This is a genomic window from Alcanivorax sp. HI0083, from assembly GCF_001635175.1.
The window spans coordinates 1-1,351 of record NZ_LWFX01001103.1 but is presented as its reverse complement, the minus strand read 5'-3'; the positions used below and the strand labels follow the sequence as shown (position 1 = coordinate 1,351).

Sequence of the window (1,351 nt, the reverse complement as noted above, 5' to 3'; positions counted from 1 at the left end):
GCCGGCGTCAATGTCGAGACAATCCGCTATTACCAGCGACGAGGGCTATTATCGGAGCCCGAACGCCCTCCCGGAGGTATTCGACGCTATAGTGCCGCCGATATCGACAGGTTGACGTTCGTGAAAACGGCGCAGCAGCTGGGCTTTAGTCTGGATGAGATCAGTGACCTACTTCGGCTGGAAGATGGCGCCCACTGTCAAGAAGCCAGTGCTCTCGCAGAGCACAAGTTAGGGGACGTTCGCGAGAAGATCGACAGGCTTGAAAGAATTGAGAAGGTGCTGAGCGAAATGGTCGACAGATGCCATGCACAACAAGGCAATATCACTTGCCCGCTAATTGCGTCATTGCATGAAGGGCTCAGAGAAGCAGAAGACCCAAGGGAGTAACTCACCTTCAGTTCGTTGAAAACAACGCGGTCAAAGAGTCGCGATCATCTATGGACCATGTCGACAAGGAAAGTTTGCATGACTAGCTTGCCTGACAACATCCTTCACCTTCCCGAGTACCACGTCCTAGGCACCAAGATGGAAGAGCATGATCTCCACTACCAGGTCGAAGCTCCTGAGCCTCTAGCTTGCGAGGAATGCGGCGTTGAGAGTGAGTTTGTCAGGTTCGGCAAGCGCGATGTGGCCTATCGCGACCTACCCATCCACGGAAAGCGGGTCACCCTCTGGGTGGTCCGTCGCCGCTACACCTGCCGGGCGTGTGGAAGGACGTTCCGGCCAGCTCTTCCGGAAATGGTAGACGATCACCGCATGACGCGGAGGCTTTACAACCACGTCGAGAAGGAAGCCTTCAATCACCCCTACGCCTACGTGGCTGATACCACGGGCCTCGACGAGAAGACTGTCCGCGAGATATTCAAGAAGAAGGCTGAGTTCCTGGCAGCCTGGCATCGTTTCGAGACACCCCGCTGCCTGGGGATCGACGAGCTGTACCTGAACCGCCGCTACCGCTGCATCCTGACCAACCTGGAGGAGCGTACCCTACTGGACCTGCTGCCCGGTCGCCAGCAGGACGCGGTGACGAGGCGCCTCATGAGCATGACCGAGCGCCACCAGGTCGAGATCGTCAGCATGGATATGTGGAAACCCTACCGCCGTGCTGTCCAGGCGGTACTGCCGCAGGCTCGCATTGTGGTCGATAAGTTCCATGTGGTGCGGATGGCCAACGAAGCCCTGGAGAAGGTGCGTAAGGGACTCAGGAAGGATCTGAAGCCAAACCAGCGGCGGACCCTCAAGGGCGATAGGAAGATCCTGCTGAAGCGTGCCCACGACGTTTCAGATCGCGAGCGGCTTATCATGGAGACATGGACAGGGGCCTTCCCTCAGCTCCTGGCGGCCTACGAGC

2 protein-coding genes are annotated in these 1,351 nt (G+C 57.8%); both read left to right on the top strand.

Annotation, left to right across the window (positions count from 1 at the left end):
- Nucleotides 1-387, top strand: a 387-nt coding sequence (gene merR, locus A3754_RS15070) for an Hg(II)-responsive transcriptional regulator (protein WP_063520355.1), incomplete at its 5' end; no start/stop codon positions are given.
- Between the two features lie 78 nt (nt 388-465).
- The coding region (locus A3754_RS15065) for an ISL3 family transposase (RefSeq protein WP_063520354.1) at nt 466-1,351 on the top strand (886 nt) is incomplete at its 3' end.